At 31.6% G+C, this 16,494-nt stretch carries 16 protein-coding genes; 10 read left to right on the top strand and 6 right to left on the bottom strand.

The window, feature by feature from the left end:
- The first annotated feature begins 189 nt into the window (after positions 1-189).
- Both B4E59_RS00330 and B4E59_RS00325 read left to right on the top strand, forming a co-directional pair.
- Complete coding sequence (locus B4E59_RS00330; RefSeq protein WP_219034698.1) at positions 190-1,281, top strand: slipin family protein; 1,092 nt, start codon at positions 190-192, stop codon at positions 1,279-1,281.
- Positions 1,282-1,298: 17 nt separating this feature from the next.
- The gene (locus B4E59_RS00325; protein WP_291050565.1) at positions 1,299-2,744 is read left to right on the top strand and encodes an RtcB family protein; all 1,446 of its coding nucleotides are present in this window, start codon (positions 1,299-1,301) and stop codon (positions 2,742-2,744) included.
- Positions 2,745-2,787: 43 nt separating this feature from the next.
- On the opposite strand, the gene hemF is transcribed toward B4E59_RS00325, so the two are convergent.
- Together hemF and B4E59_RS00315 are read right to left on the bottom strand one after the other, a co-directional pair.
- Positions 2,788-3,690, bottom strand: coding sequence for an oxygen-dependent coproporphyrinogen oxidase (gene hemF / locus B4E59_RS00320; protein ID WP_115001274.1), 903 nt, complete (start codon positions 3,688-3,690; stop codon positions 2,788-2,790).
- A 57-nt stretch (positions 3,691-3,747) separates the two neighbouring features.
- Positions 3,748-4,188: a hypothetical protein gene (locus tag B4E59_RS00315; protein WP_125349044.1), complete on the bottom strand. Its 441-nt coding sequence runs from the start codon at positions 4,186-4,188 to the stop codon at positions 3,748-3,750.
- 272 nt (positions 4,189-4,460) lie between these two features.
- Between B4E59_RS00315 and B4E59_RS00310 the strand changes: the two genes are divergently transcribed.
- The gene (locus tag B4E59_RS00310) at positions 4,461-5,414 is read left to right on the top strand and encodes an isopenicillin N synthase family dioxygenase (protein WP_125349043.1); all 954 of its coding nucleotides are present in this window, start codon (positions 4,461-4,463) and stop codon (positions 5,412-5,414) included.
- A gap of 60 nt (positions 5,415-5,474) precedes the next feature.
- Here the strand turns inward: B4E59_RS00310 and B4E59_RS00305 are convergent, their stop codons facing one another.
- The 3 genes from B4E59_RS00305 to B4E59_RS00295 all read right to left on the bottom strand — a co-directional run bounded on the left by B4E59_RS00305 (position 5,475) and on the right by B4E59_RS00295 (position 8,379).
- On the bottom strand, positions 5,475-5,921 hold the full coding sequence (locus B4E59_RS00305) for a hypothetical protein (protein ID WP_115001277.1): 447 nt from the start codon (positions 5,919-5,921) through the stop codon (positions 5,475-5,477).
- Positions 5,922-6,038: 117 nt separating this feature from the next.
- Positions 6,039-6,611, bottom strand: a complete 573-nt coding sequence (locus B4E59_RS00300; RefSeq protein WP_125349041.1) for a hypothetical protein — start codon at positions 6,609-6,611, stop codon at positions 6,039-6,041.
- A 463-nt stretch (positions 6,612-7,074) separates the two neighbouring features.
- Positions 7,075-8,379, bottom strand: a complete 1,305-nt coding sequence (locus tag B4E59_RS00295) for a M28 family metallopeptidase (RefSeq protein WP_291049058.1) — start codon at positions 8,377-8,379, stop codon at positions 7,075-7,077.
- 193 nt (positions 8,380-8,572) lie between these two features.
- Here B4E59_RS00295 and B4E59_RS00290 point away from each other — a divergent pair, with 193 nt between their 5' ends.
- The 5 genes from B4E59_RS00290 (at position 8,573) to B4E59_RS00270 (ending at position 14,373) form a co-directional block, all read left to right on the top strand.
- The gene (locus B4E59_RS00290) at positions 8,573-9,751 is read left to right on the top strand and encodes a thiolase family protein (RefSeq protein ID WP_115001279.1); all 1,179 of its coding nucleotides are present in this window, start codon (positions 8,573-8,575) and stop codon (positions 9,749-9,751) included.
- A gap of 157 nt (positions 9,752-9,908) precedes the next feature.
- Entirely contained in the window at positions 9,909-10,862 is a 954-nt protein-coding gene (locus B4E59_RS00285; protein WP_291050555.1) for an acetyl-CoA carboxylase carboxyltransferase subunit alpha, read from the top strand.
- A 99-nt stretch (positions 10,863-10,961) separates the two neighbouring features.
- Entirely contained in the window at positions 10,962-12,521 is a 1,560-nt protein-coding gene (dnaB, locus tag B4E59_RS00280) for a replicative DNA helicase (protein WP_115001280.1), read from the top strand.
- Positions 12,522-12,594: 73 nt separating this feature from the next.
- On the top strand, positions 12,595-12,852 hold the full coding sequence (locus B4E59_RS00275) for a hypothetical protein (protein ID WP_125349038.1): 258 nt from the start codon (positions 12,595-12,597) through the stop codon (positions 12,850-12,852).
- Positions 12,853-12,999: 147 nt separating this feature from the next.
- Positions 13,000-14,373, top strand: coding sequence for an NAD-dependent succinate-semialdehyde dehydrogenase (locus B4E59_RS00270; RefSeq protein WP_219034703.1), 1,374 nt, complete (start codon positions 13,000-13,002; stop codon positions 14,371-14,373).
- A gap of 61 nt (positions 14,374-14,434) precedes the next feature.
- On the opposite strand, the gene B4E59_RS00265 is transcribed toward B4E59_RS00270, so the two are convergent.
- Entirely contained in the window at positions 14,435-14,833 is a 399-nt protein-coding gene (locus tag B4E59_RS00265; RefSeq protein ID WP_019975256.1) for a group III truncated hemoglobin, read from the bottom strand.
- 94 nt (positions 14,834-14,927) lie between these two features.
- On the opposite strand from B4E59_RS00265, the gene rbfA reads away from it, so the two are divergent.
- The gene (gene rbfA, locus B4E59_RS00260) at positions 14,928-15,287 is read left to right on the top strand and encodes a 30S ribosome-binding factor RbfA (protein WP_038334637.1); all 360 of its coding nucleotides are present in this window, start codon (positions 14,928-14,930) and stop codon (positions 15,285-15,287) included.
- A complete protein-coding gene (locus tag B4E59_RS00255) occupies positions 15,287-16,471 on the top strand; it encodes an ABC transporter permease (RefSeq protein ID WP_291050552.1) in 1,185 nt (394 codons plus the stop codon). The genes rbfA and B4E59_RS00255 overlap by 1 nt, the downstream gene beginning before the upstream one ends.
- Positions 16,472-16,494 lie beyond the last annotated feature (23 nt).

The following is a 16,494-nucleotide window of genomic DNA, read 5'->3' as shown; positions in this document are numbered from 1 at the left end:
TCATAGAAATCAGAATGACAATAATTCGTCAATTCGAGTAATTTTTCGAAATGAAAATAAAGAAAAATTGTATCGAGAATAGAATTAAAAAATAGTCATCCTGAACTCGTTTCAGTATCTCATAATAAAGATTCTTCGACAGGCTCAGAATGACAAAAAAAATAGTAAAAACCTATAAAAAATAATAAAATGAAAAAATTAGCAATTAACAACCAAGAAATTGGAATCTATATCAAAAATAACGAAGTAGATAAAATTTACTCAAAAGGAAATTATTGGATTTTCTTTAATAAAAACATCGAAAAATTAAACATCAACGAAATAATTGATGAAAAATTCCACGCAATGATTTTGGAAAATGAAACATTAAAAAATATGGTAGATTTTATCGAAGTATTACATAACGAAGTGTTGATTATTTACAAAAACAATCAAATCTATGATTCTTTTTACAATAAAAACGTGATGATTTGGAAAAATTCGACTCAATTAAAAGCTATAAAATTTGACTTGAATTCTACTGACGAAATTAAGAATTTAACAAAAAGAGAAATTGATATTTTGAGAAAAGCTGGTGCAATTCGTATCATTTCTGTTGCGCCATATTTCGAAGGAATTTTATTTAAAGACAATGAATTTGATTCGGTTTTAAAAGCTGGTGAATACCTATTTTACAACAACGAAGTTAAAATCTCGATGGTATCTTTTGATATGCGTCCGCAAACAATTGAAATTTCGGGACAAGAAATTTTGACGAAAGATAAAGCGCAATTACGAATCAATTTTATGGTAAATTATCAAATTACTGATTTGTTAAACGCTTATCAATCGAACAAAGATTTCGAAAAAATGATTTATCAAGCGATTCAATTAGGTTTGAGAGAATTTATTGGAAACATGAATTTTGATGATTTGATGTCAGATAAAAATTCGGTAACGAATTATATCATTCAAAAATATCAAGCTGAATTCCAAGAAATTGGTCTAAAATTGATTGACGCAGGTATGAAAGACATTATTCTTCCTGGAGAAATAAGAGAAATTATGAACCGTGTTTTGATTGCCGAAAAAACGGCTCAAGCTAATTCGATTACGCGTCGTGAGGAAACTGCTTCAACAAGAAGCTTGTTGAATACAGCAAAATTAATGGAAGAAAACGAAACATTATGGAAATTGAAAGAGATGGAATACATCGAAAAAATTGCTGATAAAGTAGGAGAAATCTCAATTTCTGGTGGGTCGAATGTATTAAATGAACTAAAAACAATGTTTACAAAATAATATTCTAACCAAATTATATGAAAACAACCGAACAACAAAACAAACCAATTAATGGAATTGATTTGATTGCCTTGGGTTATCCTGAGAATGAAATTTTAGGAATTGCCTTAAAAATTAACCGAAAAAGAAATGGTTATACAAAAGCCGAAATGCTTGATAAATATGCGCAAGTTTTGTCTTCGCCACAAGATTTCTTAGAAGATAAAATTTTCAAAACGCTTGCAAATGGTTTTATCAATGGAATTCATTTACCTCAACAAGATGAAAACTTAATTGAATTGAATGAAAATCCGAACGATTTCAACATTTATGGTGCAAAAAATATTGAAGATGGTGCTTTAGAACAAATGAAAGTAGCCATGAAACTTCCTGTAACAGTTGCCGGCGCAATAATGCCAGATGCTCATCAAGGTTATGGTTTACCGATTGGCGGAGTTTTAGCAACAAAAAATGCAATTATTCCTTATGGTGTCGGCGTTGATATTGGATGTAGAATGGCTTTATCGATTTATGATTTACCTGCTTCTTATTATTTTAAGCATCATGATTCTTTAAAAAAAACTTTAATAAAAAACACAAAGTTTGGTGCAGGACATGGTTTTCATGGTCAATACAAAGCCGAACATCAGATTTTGGATGATGCAAAATTCGAAACAAATTCATTTATTCAAAATTTAAAAGATAAAGCGTGGTCGCAATTGGGTTCTTCTGGAGGAGGAAATCATTTTGTAGAATTTGGTCTGATTGATTTCAAAGAAGATGATAAGAAACTGAACATCAAAAAAGGTTCGTATTTAGCGTTATTAACGCATTCTGGATCGAGAGGTTTCGGTGCTACAATCGCTGGACATTATACAAAAATTGCAAAAGAAATTTGTAAACTTCCTTATAAAGCACAAAATTTAGCTTATTTGGATTTGGATTCTGCAGAAGGTCAAGAATATTGGATTACGATGAATTTGGCTGGTGAATATGCTTCGGCTTGTCACGAAATTATTCATCAAAAAATTAAAAAATCTATCGGTGCAGAAGTTTTAGCTAAAGTAGAAAATCATCATAATTTTGCTTGGAAAGAAATTTACAATGGCGAAGAAGTAATTGTTCATCGAAAAGGTGCAACACCAGCTTCTAAAGATGTGATGGGAATTATTCCAGGTTCAATGACTGCGCCAGGATTTTTGGTTCGCGGAAAAGGTGAAGAAAATTCTATTCATTCGGCTTCTCATGGTGCTGGTCGAAAGATGAGCCGAACACAAGCAATTAAATCATTATCACAAAACAAGATAAACGATTATTTGAATGATTTTGGAATTACACTAATTGGAGGCGGAAAAGATGAAGCGCCGATGGCGTATAAAGATATTCACGAAGTAATGGCTGCACAACAAGATCTGGTTGATGTTGTGGCTACTTTTACACCTAAAATGGTCAGAATGGCAGATGACGGATCGAGAGAAGATTAAAAAAATGCCTGAACAAATGTTCAGGCATTTTATATTTTATTGATTAAATCCAATCTTTTGGATGTTTCAAAACATCGACTAATTTATATTCTTCCGAACCTTCTTCTGGTTGGTGATTATAGTGCCATTGTACATGTTTTGGCAAACTCATCAAAATAGATTCTATTCGTCCATTTGTTTTCAAACCAAATAAAGTTCCTCTATCATGAATTAGATTAAATTCCACATAACGACCTCTTCTAATTTCTTGCCATTCCTTTTGTTCATCAGAAAATTCATCATTTTTGTGCTTTTCAACAATCGGAATATACGCTTCTAAAAATGAGTTTCCTACTTCCGTTACAAAATCATACCATTGTTCAACTGTTTTTTCTGAAGTTGGTTTCAAGTAATCAAAAAACAAACCTCCTATTCCACGGGCTTCTTCACGATGAGTATTCCAAAAATATTTATCACATTCCTCTTTATACTTCGGATAAAAAGCCACATCATGCGCATCACAACTTTTTTTACAGATTGTATGCCAATGCATCACATCTTCTTCATCCAAATAATACGGTGTTAAATCTTGACCTCCTCCAAACCATTGATCGACAATATTTCCATCTTTATCATACATTTCGAAATATCTCCAATTCGCATGAGTCGTCGGAATATGTGGACTTGTTGGATGAATAACCAAACTCAATCCACAAGCAAAAAATTTACCTGACGAAACATTTAACGCTTTTTGCATTGTTTCTGGTAATTCTCCATAAACTTTTGAAATATTAACGCCAGCTTTCTCAAAAACAGCTCCGTCAGTTAAAACACATGAAAGACCTCCGCCGCCTTCTTCGCGTTCCCAACTATCTCTTAAAAATTTAGCTTTACCATCAACTTGTTCAAGTTTAGTAATAATTTTATTTTGTAAGTCTTGTATATATTGAAAAAATTGATCTTTCATCATAAATATTTTTGCAAATATAGAATGATTGATAACGATTAGAAAGAAGATTAATAATTAACTTCTCACAAATGCATATTGAAATGGAACTTTTATAGTGGTTTTTATAAATTTCCCTTCATTATTCTTTGCTGGAATAATTTTATATTTACCTCCTTTAATTCTCTCATTTAATCTAAATAAAGACTTTTCTAAGATATCTTTCGTATCCTCACTTCCTTCAAAATCAGAAATAGAAATTACACCATTTTCATCAAAAGTAAAATTGAATTCAGCTTTAAGAAGATAATTTGTAATTAAGTTTCTCGACCTTAATTCCGTACTTACCATTTTATAAAAATCTTTTCTAAAATTTTGTTTAAAACATTTATTCAACTCCTCATTTCCCTTCTGTTCAACTTTTTTACAACTTAGATATATCAAAGGAGTTTTTATAGACTCTTGTGAAAACAACATTATGCTAATACAAACAAAAAATACAAATAAATATTTCTTCATATTCTTAAAATTAATTCATATTATTTAAAACAACTATTATTAATAACTATTTATAATGTAATTTTAATAAATTATATTTATCAAGATAGAAATTATCAAAACCTATGTTTAAAATCATATTTTACTTATAATTAATATTTTAAACAATTAGAACCATTTAAACGACTTAGTTTTGCATCAAACCAACAGTTGATTAAAAAAGTTATTAACAATATTATTCACAAAAGAAATCTTTCTATACCTTTGCAGAAGAAATTTTATAAAAAATATAAATGTCACAAAACGGAATTCCATCGGTTAATTTAGCAGACTTTTTATCTGATGATCCTGCAAGAAAACAAAAATTTGTCAACGAAATTGGTAAAGCATACGAAGAAATAGGATTCGTTGCTTTGAAAGGACATTTTTTATCTGACGAATTAGTTGAAAATTTATATAAAAGCGTTCGCGAATTTTACGCTTTACCTACAGAAACAAAACAAAGTTATGTAGTTGAAGGAATTGGTGGTCAACGCGGTTATACAGCTTTCGGTAACGAACATGCAAAAGGTAGAACCGTTGGTGACTTGAAAGAATTTTGGCATTTTGGACAGTATTTATCTGAAGAAGATAAAGCGAAATACAACTATCCAGAAAATGTTGATGTAAATGAAGTTCCAGGTTTTAACACTTATGGTGAAGAAACATACAAACAATTAGAAAAAACAGGAGTTTACGTTTTACGTGCTTTGGCTTTATTCTTAGGTTTAGACGAGTTTTACTTTGATGATAAAGTAAAAAACGGAAACTCTATTTTGAGAGCAATTCACTATCCTCCTATCACAGAAGAGCCTAAAGATGCAGTTCGTGCTGGTGCCCACGGTGATATTAACCTGATTACATTGTTAATGGGAGCGCAAGGTCGTGGATTACAAGTGCAACGTCACGATGGAACTTGGGTTGATGCTATTGCTGCTGACGACGAATTGGTGATTAATGTTGGTGATATGTTATCTCGTCACACAAACAACAGATTAAAATCAACAATTCACCAAGTGGTTAATCCAGAGAAAGAATTATGGGGAACATCTCGTTTTTCTATTCCATTCTTTATGCATCCAGTTTCTGAAATGGATTTATCTGTTTTAGAAGATTGTGTAACAGAAGAAAATCCAAAACAATTTGAAGATATTACAGCTGGAGATTTCTTGACTCAGCGTTTAAGAGAAATTGGTTTAATTAAATAAGCCATATTTAATCTATTATTTCATAAAAAAGAGAGTTGATTTTGTCAACTCTCTTTTCATTTACATGCCTCTTACATACATGTTGTAGTTAAAAATATCCAAACACAACAAAGTGTATTTATAATCATTTTTATTGATATTCACTTCCAAAACTGGATCCGAATTATAAAATCTAATTTTTAGATTATCATTCTTATCCAATAATAAATAAATAGAGGAAATCGTTGGACGAATATCATTCATCCAATTTTTTAAAGATTCTTTTGAATCTTTAATCAACTCAAATTTTTGAAAATATTCGTGAAAAAAATTCTCTAAACGTTGCACTTGTGTCAAACGATCCAATTCACGATATAAATCGATAAAAACGCATAATTTTTCGCGCTTTGGACAAACACATGGATATGGATGTTCTCCATTATAAAGCCATCTTTGCCACTTTTTACAAGACGTTTGTTCTATTGCTTTCTCAAATTCATCTTCGTATTTTAAAAGCCACCAATTCATACGGCAAATCCGTAAATTGCCTTTTGATAACTGCAAAAGCTCGTCTATATAAGCGCTAACGTTTAACATCAATTAAAAATTTGAGTCTTGCTAATTTACAACTTTTCTGATTGAATTTTAATGTTTTAATAATAATTTTTCAAATTTTAGAATCTTAAATTGCTCATCAAACAAAACGTTATAAAAGAACATTTTTTCCTTCATCGTTTTATTTTTCATTTGCACATTTCGAACTGGAATTAAGACGTTAAATTGAAATTCTCTATCCTTCTCAAAATGATTAACAGCCGCATAATAAATCAAATTGTACCACGAATCGATTGGTGCATAAATCCCATAAAAGTCAGGATATAACGCATCTGCTTCATCTTTGTAAACATTGGTAATCGAATAATTATCAATCTCAAATTTCGAAACGCATTTATAGGTTGTTAATTTAGAACAAATTGAAGTGTCTTGTAGATATTTCGCCGAATCTAATTTCAGCCCAAATTCGTCCATTTTATAATCTTCAAACTTATTAATCGTAGGATCTACCACAATTTTTTTGTTCGGAAATTCTAAACTTTGTTTTTGGATATCTTGTAAAATAGTATCGTAAATTTTTGTTCGAATTTGATTTGGGTTAACATTTTGCGCATCAACAAATAACACAATATGTAAGGAAAAAACCAATAAAAAAAGTCTCATTTTGGCGTTTTGGTTTAAAATTTGTTTAAATTTATGAAGTCTTTACGATTCAAAAATCAAATTTAGTTGAAAAGATTTCAAATCTTATCATTTCATCATATTTTCGTAAACAAATAGTTAAAAAGGTGTTAAAGTACGCTTTCATACAATTACACTTTAACTATTATTGTTTATTTTTAACAAATTAATACAAAGTTTAATATCCGACAACAAACGTTTATTATAAATATTCTCTATAACTATTATAAATAAAATCTTTTACAATTTTTCCAAACAAGACATAAAAGTTAGACATTTGCAGTGTCAAATAATTTATTCATAGATAGTAAGACAAAGAGTAACAACGAGTATAACGAAATTGATTTATGAAGTTTGGAATTACTCGCACTCTTTTTACTTTTTAGAGTTTTTTATAGTAGTTTAGGTTGGTTAGTAATCCGTTCACTTTGAACGGATTATTTTTTTATAGCTTATCAATAAAAGCTTTCAACAAATTATATACTTTTTCAGAGGAACTCAAATCCAAACTTTCAGCTGTATCATTGGGATCATGATAAAAACCTTTTCCTCCTAATGTGTAAATAAAAAACGACGGAACACCTTTCAAATAAAACGGACAATGATCGGAATTACACGATTCTCCTCGAATTTTAACTTCTTTTAGGTATTTATTTGTTTGATTGAATTCAACTAATTTTTCAAATTGATTTTTAAAAACTTTACCATTCACAACTTGAATTCCTTGATCGCCCGCTCCCATAATATCTAAATTGACTAAAAATTTGATTTGATTCAATGGAAAAAGAGGATGATTAACATAATAATCTGCGCCTAAAATCCCCGCTTCTTCACCTGCAAAAGCCATAAAAACTGTTCTATAATTAGGCTGATGTTTTGAATAATACTTCATCAGCGCCATCATCATTGCAGTTCCGCTCGCATTATCACTCGCTCCAGGAAAAATAGTTTGTCCAACTTTCCCTAAATGATCATAATGAGCAGAAATCACAATTACGCTATCATTGTTCTTTCCGTCAATGTAACCAATTATATTATTTGCTTCGAATGAATTATTTAACTCTGAATCAATAGAATAATCGTTTATTTTTAAATTTTTAGAATAAAATTTATCCGAAATAATAAATTCTGAAATAGAAGATTGTCGTTGACTAAGACTTGAAGTCAATTTATCTGATGTAAATCTAAAAATCGCTCGATTTTTATTTTCATTTTTCTCATAAATATTCGCCCATTGTTTGTAATATTTCTGAATAGAATCTACAGAAGTCACTAAAGGCGGCAAAATAATATGTTTTCCTTTTTGCGATTCATCATCTTTCACAATAAAATCCCTCGTTTTATCTTTCGACTGAAAAGATTCCACATAGGCTTTTGTGTCAAAAATATAAAAAGGTGAATTGGTTTTCGAAATTGATTTAGAAATTGGTTTTACAATAAAATCAATTCCATATTTTAATTCTTTTCCATTAATTTTCAGTTTTGCATCTTTGATAATATTAATCGGAAAAGTAAATGTTTGATTATAACGATTAGAAAAAGACTTCAATCCATTTTTTTGAAATTCGTTTTGTAAATAAATTCCAGCATTTGTCATTCCATTTTCTACATAACCTCTGCCAGCAAACGAATTTGACGTAAGCGAATCTAAAATTGATTTAAAATATTTTTGATCAAAGGTTTGCGCATTTCCGATTGTAATTACAAAACACGAAATCAAACCAAATAATATCATTTTATTCTTCAGCATTTTAATCATTTTATTCTTCAAAAAATATTCTATTCTAAGATAATTATCATTTTAACAAAAAAAATCAATTATCTATATTAAGTCAATAACAAATTTAAAAAATCTTTAAAAAGTAAATCAAATTAATACTACTATAAATTTTATATCTTGCATTATTAAGTTATCATAATAAAAACAACAAATCACAAATTAAATGAAAGAAGTCGTAATAGTTTCAGCTGTTCGTACAGCAATGGGATCTTTTTTGGGAAGTTTATCTAACGTTCCAGCTACAGATTTAGGCGCAACAGCTATTAAAGGAGCTTTAGATAAAATCAACTTAGATGGATCTTTGGTTGATGAAGTATATATGGGAAATGTATTGCAAGCTGGTGAAGGACAAGCACCTGCTAAGCAAGCAATGATAAAAGCAGGTTTACCAAATACAATTCCTGCAACAACGGTAAACAAAGTTTGTGCCTCTGGTATGAAAGCTGTAATGTTTGCTACACAAGCAATTCGTTTAGGTGACGCAGATGTTGTAGTTGCTGGAGGAATGGAAAACATGTCGATGGTTCCTTTCTATTCACCAAATGCAAGAACTGGAAATAAATACGGAAATACTGTTTTGTTAGATGGAATTGTGAACGATGGTTTACAAGATTACTACAGCAAAGAAATGATGGGACTTTTCGGAGATACTTGTGCAACTGAGTTCAATATTTCTCGTGAAGAGCAAGATGAGTTTGCAATTAATTCTTACAAAAAATCTGCTGCTGCTTGGGCTGCTGGAAAATTTGACAACGAAGTTGTTCCTGTAGAAATTCCTCAACGCAAAGGAGAACCAGTTATTTTTAAAGAAGACGAAGAATATAAAAATGTAAACTTTGATAAAGTTCCAGGTTTGCGCGCTGTTTTCTCTAAAGACGGAACTGTAACTGCTGCAAATGCTTCTACAATTAATGATGGAGCTTCTGCTTTAGTATTAATGTCTTTAGATAAAGCAAACGAATTAGGATTAAAACCTCTTGCAAAAGTTATTGCTTATGCTGATGCTTCTCAAGAACCTTCAAAATTTACAACTGCACCAGCTAAAGCGGTTGAAAAATTATTGAAAAAAGCAAATATGACAGCTGCTGATGTTGATTTCTGGGAATTTAACGAAGCGTTTTCAGTTGTTGGAATTGCAAATACTAAATTATTAAACCTTGATGCTTCTAAAGTCAATGTAAATGGTGGTGCGGTTTCTATTGGTCATCCACTTGGAAATTCTGGATCAAGAATTTTGGTTACATTATTAAATGTTTTAGAGCAAAACGGAGGAAAAATTGGTGGTGCAGCTATCTGTAATGGTGGCGGTGGAGCATCTGCAATGATTATCGAAAAAATCTAATTTTAGATCAAATACACGATGAAAGCGTCTAATCTGTAGACGCTTTTTTATCTTTTGAAATTAAAATACTTGTAAAAAATCTGAAAAACATTCGACATTTATTATAATTGGCTTAAAAACCTTTTCTATATTTGTTGGATTGAACAAACACTTTTGTATGGAATATATAGAATTTGAACAACCTATCAAAGATTTAGAAGAACAGTTACAAAGCTGTCAAATCGTCGGCGAAGGAAGCGGTGTTAACATCAAACAGGCTTGCGTTGAAATTGAAATTGCAATTGAAAATAAAAAGAAGGAAATCTATGGTAATTTAACGCCATGGCAACGTGTACAATTGTCTCGTCATCCTTCTCGCCCTTATACTTTAGACTACGCTTACGCGATCACAGATAACACGTTTATCGAAATTCACGGAGATAGAACTTTTGCTGATGATAAAGCAATGGTTGGTGGTATGGGAAAAATCAATGGTCAAACTTTTATGATTATTGGTCAACAAAAAGGAAAAAATACCAAAGAAAGACAATATCGTCGTTTCGGAATGTCTAATCCAGATGGTTACCGCAAAGCTTTACGTTTGATGAAGTTAGCAGAAAAGTTTAATATTCCTGTCTTGACTTTAGTCGACACTCCTGGTGCATATCCTGGTTTAGAAGCTGAAGAAAGAGGTCAAGGTGAAGCTATCGCTAAAAACATCTACGAAATGTTGAAACTTACAGTTCCTATCATTACAATTGTAATTGGTGAAGGAGCTTCAGGTGGAGCATTAGGAATTGGAGTTGGGAACAAAGTTTTCATGTTAGAAAACACTTGGTATTCTGTAATTTCACCAGAAAACTGTTCTACAATTTTATGGAGAAGTTGGGATTACAAAGAGCAAGCTGCTTCGCAAATGAAATTAACTGGTCCTGATATGTTAGAATTAGGATTAATTGAAGACATCATTCAAGAACCGCTTGGTGGAGCACACTACAAACCAGAAGTTGCGTACACAAACTTGAAAAATAAAGTTTTAGACACTTACAACGAATTGAAAAAACTTTCTCCAAAAGAATTACAACAACAACGTCAAGAACGTTACATCAAATTCGGAGAATTTTCAGGATAAAATATTGTTTTACAATAATACTTATTGTAGAATATACAATTTTAAAACGAGATATAAAATTAGTTATATCTCGTTTTTTTATTTAATTTTGAAACTCTTATGGAACAAGCAAATTATAATCCCGAAATACCAGCTAACAAGCACAATGTCATTGGTTTAGAGAAAGGTAAACTTCCTCCACAAGCTGTTGATTTAGAGCAAGCTGTACTTGGTGCGATGATGATTGATAAAAAAGGGTTGGATGAAGTCATTGACATTCTTACACCGCAAGTTTTTTATCGTCCAGAGCATCAAGCGATTTATGCTGTCATTCAAAAATTATTTAACGATTCAGAACCTATTGATTTATTAACGGTTTCGAATGAGTTGAAAAGTGAAGGCAAATTAGATCGTGTTGGCGGTGATTATTATTTGATTCAATTAACGCAAAAAGTTTCTTCTTCTGCACACGTGGAGTATTATGCTCGTGTCATTCAAGAAAAATATATTCTTCGTCGTTTAATTGAAATTTCGAATCAAGTCATTGAAAAATCATACGATGATACTGCCGATGTATTTGATTTACTGGATTATTCTGAATCGAAATTATTCGAAATTACAGAAGGTGGAATCAAGCGTAGTTATTCGGAAGCAAGAGATTTAGTTACAGAAGCGATTGACAAAATTAAAGCCCAATCTACCAAAGAAGGAATGTCTGGTTTATCTTCTGGATTTACAGAAATTGATAAAATTACTTCGGGTTGGCAAGAATCGGATTTGATTATCTTAGCCGCTCGTCCTGGTATGGGGAAAACCGCTTTTATCCTTTCGATGGCGAAAAATATGACGGTGGACAAAAATATTCCAGTTGCTGTTTTTTCATTAGAGATGTCTTCTGTTCAGTTGATTACGCGTATGATTTCGGGTGAAACTGGAATTTCGGGTGAAAAATTGCGTAAAGCAAAATTAGCCGATCACGAATGGAAACAATTATATACAAAAGTAAAAGGTCTTGAAAATGCACCGCTTTACATTGACGATACGCCTGCCCTTTCTATCTTCGATTTAAGAGCAAAAGCGCGTCGTTTGGTTTCTCAACATGGTGTAAAAATGATTTTGATTGACTACTTACAGTTAATGACTGCTGGTGGAAAAGCAAATGGAAACCGTGAGCAAGAAATTTCGATGATTTCGCGCTCCTTAAAAGCAATCGCAAAAGAGTTAAGTATTCCTGTTATTGCACTTTCGCAGTTATCTCGTTCGGTAGAAACTCGTGGAGGAAGCAAGCGTCCATTATTATCGGATTTACGTGAATCTGGAGCGATTGAGCAAGATGCCGATATCGTTTCGTTTATTTATCGTCCCGAATATTATAAATTAGAATATTGGGATGATGAAAGTGAACCTTGCGCTGGTCAAGCCGAATTTATCATTGCTAAACACCGTAATGGTGCGTTAGAAAATGTGCGTCTACGATTCATTAATGAGCAAGCTAAATTTACCGATTTAGAAACTTCATTTGGTGGAGATTTCGAAATTCAAAGCTCGATGAATGATGGTTCTCAAGAAATGGGAAGTGCAATGAATTTATCTGCTATCGATCCTTCTGATGCTTTTGGAGATTTCGGCGGAGAATTCACAAGTTCGATGAACAACGACGACGATAATTTACCGTTTTAAAAGAATGATTTTATTTTGAACGAATTGTTCTATTAAGATTTGATAATTTTAATCAATCATAAATATTTACTTTATGAAAAAGAATCTAGAATTTATTGCAGAACTTTATGGTTGGATTCAAATCTTTATATCACCCTTTATTATTGGCTTCATAATTGGATTGTTGATTTATTTTCAAAATAAATCAATTTCTAATTTAATTATTGGTTCTATCTTCATTCTAACAGGATTAATATTAGGAATTATTTTAGCAAATAAAAAAATGAAAAGTAAAAACGGAACAATTTGGTTTTTATCACGAACAAATTCAGCAACTGATTTAGATAAATAATCATTCTTCTAATTTCTATTGTTCATTTATACTTACTTTATTGTTCAAACCTTCTAAAATCTCATCAACTATCAGTTTTATTTATCCTAAAAGTTTTGTTAGGAACGAGAATTGCTACAACTTTGTATACATTAAATAAAGAGTGAAATGGCAAGTTCAATCAGAACATTAAATCCTGCTACAGGTAAAATCGAAAAAGAATTTCAAGCCTACACAAGCGAAGAAATCAATCAATATATAGACGACGCAAACGAATTATATCAAACATGGCGATTCGAATCTTTCGAAGAAAGAAAAGCTGTAATGAAACGTGTCGCAAACGAAATGCGTAAGCAAAAAGCTCGATTAGCTGCTTTGATTACAACAGAAATGGGAAAACCATTGTATGAAAGTGAAATCGAAATTGATTATAGTGCAAATATCATCGAATATTACGCTGATAATGCAGAAGAATTCTTGGCAAATGTTCCTATACAAACAGAAAAAGGTGACGCTTATGTGGTTTCAGAACCTATTGGTGTGTTATTAGGTGTCATGCCTTGGAACTTTCCTTTTTCTCAAATTGCACGTTTTGCTGGGCCTCACATTATGGCTGGTAACACAGTTGTTTTGAAAACGGCTTCTAATATTCCGCAATGTGGAATCGCTTTCGAAGAAATGTTTACTGCTGCTGGCGCTCCAAAAGGTTTGTACAAAAACTTATTGATGTCAGGAAAAGACACAGATTCGATTATTAATAATCCAAAAATTGTTGGTGTATCTTTAACTGGTTCAGAAGCTGCTGGTGCAGAGGTTGCAAGTATCGCTGGTAAAAATGTAAAACCTTCGGTTTTAGAACTTGGTGGTTCTGATCCAATGATCGTTTTGAATGATGCGGATATCGAAAAAGTGATGAACGGAACCATTAACGGTCGTTTACGTAATGCTGGACAAGCTTGTACTTCTTCGAAACGTATTATAGTACAAGAAGGTATTTACGATGAATATTTGAAAAAAATTACGGACTATATAAACGGAATGAAAGTTGGCGACCCTACACATGCTGACACCAATATGGGACCTGTAAGTTCGGAAAGCGCGTTAGAAAAATTATTGGATCAAATTAATGATTCAGCTAATAAAGGAGCAACAATTGTTTCAGGAGGAAAACGTATTGATCGTGATGGGTTCTTTTTACAACCAACAATTTTAACAGATTTAAAACCTGGAATGAAGGCCTATGACGAAGAAGTTTTTGGACCTGTAGTTTGTATTTGGAAAGTGAAGGATGTAGAAGAAGCAATCAAAATTGCGAATGATACGCCTTACGGATTAGGTGCTTCTATTTATACAGAAGATGTTCCGAATGCGGAGAAAATCGCTCGTAGAATAGATTCGGGAATGGTTTACGTAAACAAACAAGTTTCTTCAAGCCCAGATTTACCTTTCGGTGGTGTGAAACATTCGGGTTACGGACGCGAACTTTCTAAAGCTGGAATTATGGAGTTTATCAATAAAAAATTAATCATGATTGCGAAATAATTTTTCAATCATTAATCAAATTATACAAAAAAAATGCAACTTTTATGAAGCTGCATTTTTTTTATTGAATAAACCCTTGTTTTTGTTCCATTTGGTCAATTTTGAAAAGAATTAAATCACGCATAATTTTTGCTCTATTTTTTGCTTCATTTGCTATTTCTCCTTCAAATTTTTCGTCAATTATTCCGTACCACAATTCAATCCAACGCTCGAAATGATGCGGTTTTAATTTCTCTTTCTGACTCAAAACCAAATGTGTTCGCATTGGCCAACCTTCAAAAGTTGCTTTTCCTAATAAAACAGTTTCCCAAAACTGAATCATATGCGGCAAATGTTCGTCCCAATTTACCTTTGCAACTTCCGAAAAAAAGTAACCAATGACATCATCTTTTTGCACTTTATCGTAAAACGTATTTACCAATAAAGCAACATCTTCTGAAGTTTCGATATCTTTTTTCATTAAAACAAATTTACAAAGAACTTAATTCAATTCATCAATGTTTTTAATCACGAAAAAATGCAGTAATTTTACAGTCTCATAAAAATGAATAAAATTGGATAGCAATAGACAACAAAAAGTAAGTAAATTATTTCAAGAAGAATTAGCAGAAGCTTTTAGAAAATGGGCTGTAAAGGAATTCCCTGGAAATTTGATTAGTGTTACAGAAGTAAAAGTAACACCAGATTTGAGCGTTTCTAAAATCTATGTAAGTATTTTTCCAAGTACTCAAAAAGACGAAATTTTCAAAGAAATTAGAGTTAATACACCATTATTTAGAGGAATTTTATCAAAAAGTGCTTCTAAACAAATGCGTATTACACCAGAATTAATTTTCATTTTAGATAATTCGTTAGACGAAATGGATAAAATCGACAAAGCGCTAAGAGGAGAAGGAAATAATCCAATCTTATAATGAGAAACATTTCACTTTACATTGCGAAACGCTACATTTTTTCGAAAACGAATACAAACGCCGTAAACATTATTACATCGATTGCTGTTGGTGCTATTCTGGTTGCTACAGCGGCTTTATTTATTATTTTATCCGTTTTTTCGGGATTAGAAAAAATGAATTTAAAGTATTATAGCAATGTAAATCCTGAAATTAAAATATCACCTTCGAAAGGAAAAGTATTGGACAGTTTAACTTTTGTTGTGGATCAATTGAAGCAACAAAAAGATGTCAAAGCTTATTCTAAAATCATCGAAGAAAAAGTCTACATCGATTACAAAGGAAAGCAAGATATTGCCTATTTGAAAGGTGTTGACGAAAATTTCACCAAAATTACACGTTTAGATACGGTAATTTATGGTGGACAATATTTAGACTTTAATCGCGATGATAATTTTATTGTTTCGAATGGAATTGCAGAGCGTTTGCAACTTTATATCGATCCGATAACGCCAGCAGATTTGATGATGCCAAAAGCTGGAACAGGTCTAATAAAACAAGAAAGCGATGCTTTTACACGCAAAGATGCGTACAGTGTTGGCGTGTTTATTTTGAACGAACAATACGACAAACACATATTTACAACTTTAGGTTTGGCGCAAGAATTATTGTTGTTAAACGAAAATCAATGTTATTCGATTGAGGTAAAAACGACTGGAAAAAAATCGTTTAACGAAGTAAAAATTCAACTTCAAAAAATATTAGGTTCTCATTATAAAATCGAAACCAGACAAGATTTAGATTCAGCTTTCTTAAAAGTAATGAATATGGAAAATTTAATCAGTTACTTGATTTTTACGTTAGTCATTATCATTGCATGTTTCAATTTGGCAGGAACAATTATTATCTTGATTTTGGATAAAAAGAAAGAAATTCAGACGATGTATAGTTTTGGATTATCACGAAAAAACATTCGTAATATTTTCTTTCAAACTGGTTTTATTATCACCCTTATCGCGATGACAACAGGTTTATTAATCGCCTCTGTTATTGGATTATTACAAATAGATTTTGGTTTGGTTATGGCTTCGCCAACTGTTCCATTTCCATTTATCTTTTCTGTCGAAAATTTTGTTGCAGTTATTGTAACTGTTTTAGGTTTGGGAAGCTTAGTTTCGTGGATCGTTTCCAGACAAGTGAAATAAAAAATATTAAGACATAAAAAAAG

The organism is Empedobacter sp. UBA2044 (assembly GCF_002333005.1).
GTDB classification, from domain to species: Bacteria; Bacteroidota; Bacteroidia; order Flavobacteriales; family Weeksellaceae; genus Empedobacter; species Empedobacter falsenii_B.
Note: the sequence above shows the minus strand (reverse complement) of the source record. Positions and strands in the feature narration are given on the sequence as shown.